General features: G+C 70.3%; 8 protein-coding genes. 4 read left to right on the forward strand and 4 right to left on the reverse strand.

Annotated elements, in window-relative coordinates; all coding sequences use genetic code 11:
* Positions 1-1,250 (reverse strand): ABC transporter transmembrane domain-containing protein (locus AC3XYG_RS39675; RefSeq protein WP_489145424.1); only part of this gene is annotated, 1,250 nt, incomplete at its 3' end.
* A 109-nt stretch (positions 1,251-1,359) separates the two neighbouring features.
* On the opposite strand from AC3XYG_RS39675, the gene AC3XYG_RS39680 reads away from it, so the two are divergent.
* Entirely contained in the window at positions 1,360-2,262 is a 903-nt protein-coding gene (locus AC3XYG_RS39680; protein ID WP_489145425.1) for an NAD(P)/FAD-dependent oxidoreductase, read from the forward strand.
* Positions 2,263-2,269: 7 nt separating this feature from the next.
* On the opposite strand, the gene AC3XYG_RS39685 is transcribed toward AC3XYG_RS39680, so the two are convergent.
* The gene (locus AC3XYG_RS39685) at positions 2,270-3,058 is read right to left on the reverse strand and encodes an aldolase (RefSeq protein WP_489145426.1); all 789 of its coding nucleotides are present in this window, start codon (positions 3,056-3,058) and stop codon (positions 2,270-2,272) included.
* Between the two features lie 26 nt (positions 3,059-3,084).
* Positions 3,085-3,786, reverse strand: a complete 702-nt coding sequence (locus AC3XYG_RS39690) for a haloacid dehalogenase type II (RefSeq protein WP_489145427.1) — start codon at positions 3,784-3,786, stop codon at positions 3,085-3,087.
* Positions 3,787-3,884: 98 nt separating this feature from the next.
* On the opposite strand from AC3XYG_RS39690, the gene AC3XYG_RS39695 reads away from it, so the two are divergent.
* A complete protein-coding gene (locus AC3XYG_RS39695; protein WP_489145428.1) occupies positions 3,885-4,775 on the forward strand; it encodes a LysR substrate-binding domain-containing protein in 891 nt (296 codons plus the stop codon).
* On the opposite strand, the gene AC3XYG_RS39700 is transcribed toward AC3XYG_RS39695, so the two are convergent.
* Positions 4,765-5,685, reverse strand: coding sequence for a type 1 glutamine amidotransferase domain-containing protein (locus AC3XYG_RS39700; protein WP_489145429.1), 921 nt, complete (start codon positions 5,683-5,685; stop codon positions 4,765-4,767). The two genes, AC3XYG_RS39695 and AC3XYG_RS39700, sit on opposite strands and share 11 nt — an antisense overlap.
* Before the next feature lie 392 nt (positions 5,686-6,077).
* Here AC3XYG_RS39700 and AC3XYG_RS39705 point away from each other — a divergent pair, with 392 nt between their 5' ends.
* Complete coding sequence (locus AC3XYG_RS39705) at positions 6,078-7,238, forward strand: hypothetical protein (RefSeq protein WP_489145430.1); 1,161 nt, start codon at positions 6,078-6,080, stop codon at positions 7,236-7,238.
* 65 nt (positions 7,239-7,303) lie between these two features.
* Entirely contained in the window at positions 7,304-7,909 is a 606-nt protein-coding gene (locus AC3XYG_RS39710; protein ID WP_489145431.1) for a 2-hydroxychromene-2-carboxylate isomerase, read from the forward strand.
* The last annotated feature ends 273 nt before the right edge of the window (positions 7,910-8,182 follow it).

Genomic DNA, 8,182 nt, shown 5'->3' on the forward strand with positions numbered 1-8,182 from the left:
GCGCTGGGGTCGTAGAAGCGGAACAGCAGCCGGGCGATGGTCGATTTGCCGGCGCCCGAGGCGCCGACGATGGCCAGCGTCCGCCCGGCGGGGATGGTGAAGCCGACATCCCGCAGGATCGGCCGGCGCGGGTCATAGGCGAAGGAGACATGCTCGAACTCCAGCTCGCCCCGTCCGGCCGCCAGCGGCCGGGCGTCCGGCGCGTCGGTCACCTCCGGCGCCTCGTCGAGCAGCGCGAACATCTGCTCGACCGAACCCAGGGAATTGCGGATCACCCGGTACAGCCGGCTCAGCTGCTCCAGCGGCCGGGCCAGGCGGACGAAGTAGGTGTTCAGCAGCACCAGGTCGCCGACCGACATGGTGCCGGCCTGCACCGCCTTGCCGCCGAGGATCAGCAGGATGGCCAGCCCGACGCTCAGCACCGTCATCTGGGCGATGCCGTTCAGGCTGCGCAGCGCCAGGCCGCGCGCCGCCAGCCGCTCGACCTCCTCCAGCCGCTCGTCGTAGCGGCGGCCGATCGCACCCTCGGCGCCGAAATACTTCACCGTCTCGTAGTTGATCAGGCTGTCGATGGCGACGGCATGGGCGCTGCTGCTCTCCCGGTTCATCGTGCGGATCGTGGTGCGCAGATTGTCCGCGCCCAGCGTCATCGCCCAGGCAAAGGCGGCCAGGGTGGCGGCGGTGATCAGGGCGTAGAACGGCGGCAGATGCGCCAGCAGGATGATGCAGGTCGCCGCCACCTCGATCAGCAGCGGCAGGATGCGGAAGGCGACGTCGTAGATCAGCTCGCGGATGCCGGACAGGCCGCGGCCCAGATCCTCGCTGACCGCACCGGTGCGCCGGCCCAGGTGGAAGCGCAGCGACAGCCCGTGCAGATGGGTGAAGAAGGTCCGGCTCAGCCGCCGCACCAGCCGGTGCTCGATCGGGCCGTAAGCGGTGTATTGCAGCTCGGCCATGATGCGCCCGACCCAGGAGGCGACGGCATAGGCGGCGATGATGCCCATTGCCCCGACCGCCCAGGCGTTCGCCTTGCCGGCATAGGCGTCGATCGCCAGCGAGAACAGTAGCGGCACCAGCGCCACGGTGAAGGACGATAGGAACACCAGCGCGACGCAGGCCAGGATGCGCAGCCGCACGCCCCAGCTTTCGCCCTGCCACAGATAGGGCATGACCCGGCGCAGCGTCGCGAAATCGTTCTGCGCCGTGTGCCTGGACGGGGGAGGGGGCGTCGGGGTCGGTGTCGTGCTCATCGCTGCATCTTATACGCAGCCGGCAGCGGCTTCCGTCGTCTTCGCATCTTGAATTACGTAACTATCAAAGTTACATGATGCGGACCGAACGCTTTTCAGTAGAGACCCCATGACCCATGACACCATCGTGATCGGCGGCAGCTATGCCGGCCTGTCTGCGGCGATGCAGCTCGCCCGGGCCCGCCGCCGGGTGCTGGTGGTCGATGCCGGCCGCCCGCGCAACCGCTTCGCCGCCGCCGCGCATGGCTTCTTCGGGCAGGACGGCAAGCCGCCTCTGGCCATCCTGCAGGAGGCGGTCCGGCAGTTAAACGCCTATCCGACGGTCGCCTTCATCCAGGGCGAGGCGCTGACCGCCCGCCGGACCGAAAACGGCTTCAGCATTGCCCTGGCCAACGGCCGCGAGGAGCGCGCCACCCGGCTCGTTCTCGCGACCGGGCTGGTGGACGAGCTGCCGCCGATCCCGGGGCTGCAGGAGCGCTGGGGTGCCACGGTGCTGCATTGCCCCTATTGCCATGGCTACGAGGTCGGCGACCGGGCCCTGGGTGTCCTGGCCAACCACCCGATGTCGGCGCACCAGGCCGCGCTGCTGCCCGATTGGGGGCCGACCACCTATTTCACCCAAGGCACCTTCGAGCCCGATGCCGAGCAGGCGGCGCACCTGGCCACCCGCGGCGTTCAGGTCGAGCGGACCCCAGTGGTCGAACTGCTTGGCCCGGCTCCCGCGCTCGAGGCCGTGCGGCTGGCCGACGGCCGCATCGTGCCGGTCGCGGCGATGTTCACGGCCAGCCGGACGCGCATGGCCAGCCCACTGGCGGAGCAGCTCGGCTGCGCCTTCGATGACGGGCCGATGGGCCCCTATCTCCGCGTCGAAGACTGGAAGCAGACGACTGTGCTGGGCGTCTATGCCGCTGGCGATGCCGCGAACCCGATGCACAACGCCACCCTGGCCTCGGCCTCGGGCGTGATGGCCGGCGTCGGCGCGCACCAGTCGCTGATGCGCGCCACGGCCTGACGGGACGCTATGCGGCGAAGTCCGGCTCTTGCCGCGCCAGGACGCGCTTGACGCTCTCCAGGTGCAGGCGGGCGCTCTCGGCGTCGCCGGCCCGCATCTGCGCGGCGGTGCGGCGGGCGATGTCGGGCGGCACGGCGTGCAGCGGCCGGCCGGTGCTCAAGGCCTTCAGCTGCACCTCGGCGGCGCGTTCGAGGTAGTATAGGTCGTCCCAGGCCTCGGCGATGGTCGGGCCGATCACCATCACCCCGTGGTTGCGCAGGAACACGATGTCGGCATCGCCGAGCGTCGCCGCGATCCGGTCGCCCTCGGCCGTGTCCAGCGCCAGGCCGTTATAGGCATCGTTCACGGCGGTGCGGCCGTAGAATTTCAGCGCGGTCTGCCCGGCCCAGGCCAGCGGCTGGCCCTCGACCATGCTCAGTGCCGTGGCGTTGGGCATGTGGGTGTGGAACGCCGCCCGGGCACGGGGCAGTTGCTTGTGCAGCCGGGCGTGGATGTAGAAGGCGGTGGCTTCGGGCCGGCCCTCGCCGTCGACGACATGGCCGGCGAAATCGCAGACCAGCAGGTCCGACGCCGTGATCTCGCCGAAGGCCAGGCCGTAAGGGTTGACCAGGAACAGATCGTCCCGCCCCGGCACCAGGGCGGAGAAGTGGTTGCAGATGCCCTCTTCCAGCCCCAGTCGCGCCGCCATGCGGAAGCACGCCGCCAGGTCGATCCGGGCCTGGCGCAGGGCGTCGCTGTCGATCTCGCCCAGATTGGACAGCAGGGGGGCGTCGGTCGCCTGCAGCTCATGCGCCATGGTCGGATCCTCCTCTTGATCGCGGGTCAGAGCCAGCCGGCGTCGCGGAACAGGCCGGGCACGCCGTCCAGCGTCGGCAGCACCGCATCGGGCTGGTAGCCGCCGGCCGGGCGGCGGCCGGTGCCGCGGTCGATCCAGACATCGCGCAGCCCCAGCGCCTGGGTCGCGACCAGGTCGAGATGCGGGCTGGCGCAGACATGCACCACCTCGTCCGGGCCGATGCCCAGCGCCCGGTGCGCATGCTGGAAAATGCGGTGCGACGGCTTGTAGGCGCCGGCCTGCTGCGCCGTGATCACCCGGTCGATATGGCCGCCGAGCTGGGCGACATTGCCGGCGATGATGTCGTCATCGGTGTTCGAGACGATGCACAGCCGGAAGCCGGCGGCCTTCAGCGTGGCCAGGGTGGCGACAACCTCGGGGAAGGGTGGCATCCGGCCGATTGCGTCGGTCAGTACCGCGATGTCGCGCTCCTCCGGCGGGGCGCCCAGCGCCTGCATCGCCTGCCGCAGCGCCGACCCGGCGATGTCGCGGAAGCGGCGATGCGGCTCCGCCTGCTCCATCGCGTGTTCGTGCCGGTCGTAGATCTCGATCAGCCGGGCGGCGTCGATCGCGTCCGGCTTGCTCGCCAGGATGGTGCGCACGGCGGCCTGCAGGCCTTCATCCCACTGGATGAGCGTGCCGTAGCAATCGAAGGTGATCCAGGTCGGGCGGGGCGTTCCGGTCAGCATGGCGGTCTCCACGGACAGATGCTCCACCATGGCGGACCCGGTTCTTATTGGGAAACGAGATTATCGACGGATCGTTATCGGAAATGTAAATATAGGGGATGCACGATCTTGACCTTCTTCGCAGTTTCGTCGCCGTGGTCGACACCGGCGGCTTCACCCGCGCGGCGGAACGGGTGCATCGCAGCCAGTCGACCGTCAGCCAGCAGATCCGTCGGCTGGAGCAGGATGTCGGCCGCCGGCTGCTGGAGCGCGACCGCACCGGCGCCGCCGTGCTGACCGCGGAGGGCGAGGTGCTGCTGGGCTATGCCCGCCGGCTGCTGGAGATTTCGGCCCAGGCGCGGGAGGCGCTGCTGAACCCGGTGGTGGCGTCCGTCGTCCGGCTCGGCGTGCCCGAGGATTTCGCCGGCCGCAAGCTGACCGACCTCTTGTCCGGCTTCGCCCGGCACAGCCCGCACATCCGGCTGGACACGACCAGCGCCTGGAGCACCGGGCTGCGGCAGATGCTGCAGGCGGGCGAACTCGACCTCTCCCTGGTCAAGCGCGATGCCGGCGAAGGCCGCTGCCTGGCGCGCTGGCCCGAACGTCTGGTCTGGGTCGCCGGCCCGCAGGCCGATGTCGCGGCCGACCCGCTGCCGCTGGCGCTGTTCCCGCCGGGCTGCATCTACCGCCAGCGCACCCTGGACGCGCTGCAGGCGCTCGGGCGGCGCTGGTGGGTGGCCTATTCCAGCCAGGGCCTCGTCGGGGTGCAGGCCGCGGTCGCCTCCGGCCTCGGAATCAGCATCCTGGCGGCGGATGCGGTGCTGGCGGATCACCGGATGCTGGGCCCGCAGGACGGCTTCCCGGACCCGCCGGCATCCGAACTTGCCCTCATCGCCGGCCCCGGCCGCCTCGACCGTGCGGCAAACCAGCTGATCGACTATCTCGTCGGTGCGCTCGACACCGCCATGGGCCGGTCGGGGCCCATGGCGGCGCCGGGTCTTACTGGGTGACGGCGGCGTTCAGCTTCGCCACGAAGGCATCGCCGAAGGCGTCGGACGAGAAGGGCTGCTGGCCGCTGACCAGCTCGCGGTCCTCGACGACATTGACGTGCCAGGCGGCCAGCCGGTCGATATGCGCTCCCGCCTCGGCCAGGGCGTCGGCGGCGTAGAACTGCACCGAACCGCCGAGCTGCCCCGACGCGCCTTCGATGGCGTGCTCTTCCCCCGACGAGAACACCGTCAGGCGGTAGCCGGCATAAGGCCAGCCGGCGGCGAGCTTGTTGGCGGTGGTGAAGTCTCCCGCGATCATCGCCGTCCGAAAGGCGCCGGGGTCGGCCAGGGTGGACAGCAGCGCGGTCGGCCCATGGCAGATGATGCCGGTCGGCCGGCCGCTGTCATGGAAGGTCACCAGGATCTTGCCGAGGGTCGCGTCATGCGACAGGTCCTGCATCGGCGCATGGCCGCCGGGGATGAAGATGCCGACATAGCCCTTGGTGCCTTCGGCCTGGATCGACGCCAGCGTCCTGGGGTGCTGCAGCGCCGGGATGCTGCCGACGAAGCGGACGGCCTCGGCCCGCTTGGCCTCGTCATTGCCGAAGAACATCTTGTCGTTCGACACCGGGTCGAAGCCCGGCTGGTTGCCCTTCGGGTCGGCGAACACCGGCTCGTATCCGGCATCGACGATCTTGCGCAGCGGGATCGCGAGTTCGTCGAGATAATACCCGGTGCGGTACTGCTTGCCGTCGCGCAGCTCCAGCGTGTGGGCGCTGGACAGGATCACCAGCACCTTGCCGCCGCCCTGGGCCGAAGCCGCGGTTGGGGCCAGCAGGGCCAGGGACAGGGCCAGCGCGGCCAGGGCTCCCCCGGCCTGCGTTCGTCTGGAGTGGGCGGCACGTCGCGTGCCCGTCAGTCTGCGGCTCATGCTTAGACTCCTCATCCCCGGGTCCAGGCTCGGACCGCTGGAGGCCTAAGACATATCCGCCGCCGCCGCTGACCGAAATGTCGGAAATGCCACCTTTTGGGACATGCGCGGCGGGGTTGGCTGCATGACGCGTTGGCATGGGGCGGGTCGGGGACGGCACGGCAGGATAGGACAATCGTCCGGGCGCGAGCGGACCAGCTGCCGTTTGCATCCGGCTCCGCCGACCGGCCACCCCAGGGCATCCCATGACCGACACCCCATCCCCGGGCCGGACGGCCTTCCGATCGTTGATGGACTGGCTGGCGGACGCCGCCGGTTGCACCTGGCCGTCCGGGTGGCCGGCTGCCGATGATGGAGAAGACGCTGGGGATGATGGGAAGCCGGCGTCGCCGGTGATCGACCAACAGCCCAAGCCGATCGAGCCGATGCGGGTGCCAGCGCGCACGCCGAAGGATCTCGAAGGGATGCGGAAGACGGCGCCGAAGGGGCAGGCGGAGGATTTCCACCGGCTGCTGAATGCCGTCGAGTCCGGGGAAAAGGGAGACCAGGAGCTTCTGGTGCTGGCCAAGGCCGTCGGCTGGCTGCACACGACGAAATGCTTGGCCGCCCTGCAGGCTGTGCTGGCCGGCATCGGCACGCGGGATGCCGCTGGCCGGCCGGCGCTGGTCACGGCTCTGGCCGAACAGCTGTCCACCTTTCCGCCGCAGGGTGAGGACTACGAGGAGCCGACCGCCGACCAAGGCGCCGCCCTTGAAGCGCTTCTGCAGGCGACGGCGGACCATGTGGCGCCGGACCAGTGGGCCGACGTGCTGTCCAGCCTGCGCGAAGCCCTGGGCGCGGCCTGTGGCGGCATGGATTGGTACATGGGCGACCTCACGCCGGAGGCGGCGGTCGCCCTGTCGCAGGGCAAGCCCACCGATATGGCCCCGTTCCTGGCCCGGCTCGAGGCGCTGGCGGCCATGCCCACTACCCCGCAGGGCCTCCAGGGCATGGGGCGGACGGAAGCGCAGGCCGAGCAGTTCCATCGCCTGCTGCGGGCCAATTCCGCCAAGCCGGACGGCGAGGGGACTGACGATCGCCTGGCCTTGGCCAAGGCCGTCGGCTGGCTGCACACGGAGAAATGCCTGCCGGCCCTGCAGGCTGTCCTGGACGTCGCCGCGACGCGGGCTGACGGGGGGCAGCCGGCGTTGCTCGTGACCCTGGCTGGACAGTTGTCGACGTTTCCGCCGCAGAATGAGGACTACGAGGAGCCGACCGCCGACCAGGCGTCCGCTCTCGAAGCGCTGCTGCAGGCGATGACGGGGCAGGTGGCGCCGGACCGATGGGCCGACGTGCTGTCCAGCCTGCGCGAGGCCCTGGGCGCGGCCTGTGGCGGCATGGATTGGTACATGGGCGACCTCTCGCTGGAGGAGGCGGTCGCCAAGACAAAGTCCGGGCCCCGGGACATGGCCCCGTTCCTGGAACGGCTCGAGGCGCTGGCCGCGATGCCCACGACCCCGCCGCCCTATGATGGCAGCGAAGGGGACGCGCCGCCGCCGCCTTACCCCGACTGATCGGCCTTCGCCTTCCGCCTGATCTGGCTTAGAGAGTCCGGCACCAGTCAGGGGAGGAGAGCCGGATGCCGTCGCCGATCGAGTTCTATTTCGATTTCGCCAGCCCCTACGCCTATCTCGCCGCCACCCAGATCGATGCGCTGGCCGCCCGATACGGCCGCGCGGTGGCATGGAAGCCGGTGCTGCTGGGCCCGATCATGAAGCAGATCGGCACCCGGCCGATCCGCGAGCTGCCGGTGCGCGGCCCGTATCTGGAGCTGGATGCGCCGCGCTTCGCCGCCTATCTCGGCGTGCCCTTCACCGCGCCGGCGCAATGGCCGATCGCGGCGCTGGCGCCGGCGCGCGCCGTATGGTGGCTGGCCGATGCCGACCCGGCCCGGGCGCACGGCCTGGCCCGCGCCCTGTTCGACGCACATTGGGGCCGTGGCGAGGACATCGCGGCGCCGGAGGCGGTAATCCGCATCGCCGCCGGCCTCGGCCTGCCGGAGGCCGAGACCGCCGCCGCGATCCAGCGGCAGGAGGTCAAGGACCGGCTGCGGGCCGAGACCGAGGCCGCGGCGGCGCAGGGCGTGTTCGGCGTGCCCTTCTTCCGCGTCGACGGCGAAGGCTTCTGGGGCGCCGACCGGCTGGAGCAGATGGCCTGGCGGCTAAGCGGAAGCCCTCAGAGGTAAGGTCTCCACCCGTTGTCATTGCCCGGCTTGACCGGGCAATCCAGGGGCCACAGAGAGCCGCTCTGGCCGCCCCTGGATGCCACGGTCAAGCCGTGGCATGACAAAGAAGGGGGTGGGGACGGGGTATTCCGCCCCTTACCGCACCTTCTCGGGCTTGTAGTAATCCGGCGCCCAGCCCTTGCCGGTCCAGCGCATCAGCCGGTCGCCATCGACCAGCAGGTCGCGCTTGCCGTCGCTATAGCTCGGTGCCAGCGCCAGCTGGTGGGATTTGCC

Source organism: Inquilinus sp., from assembly GCF_057815775.1.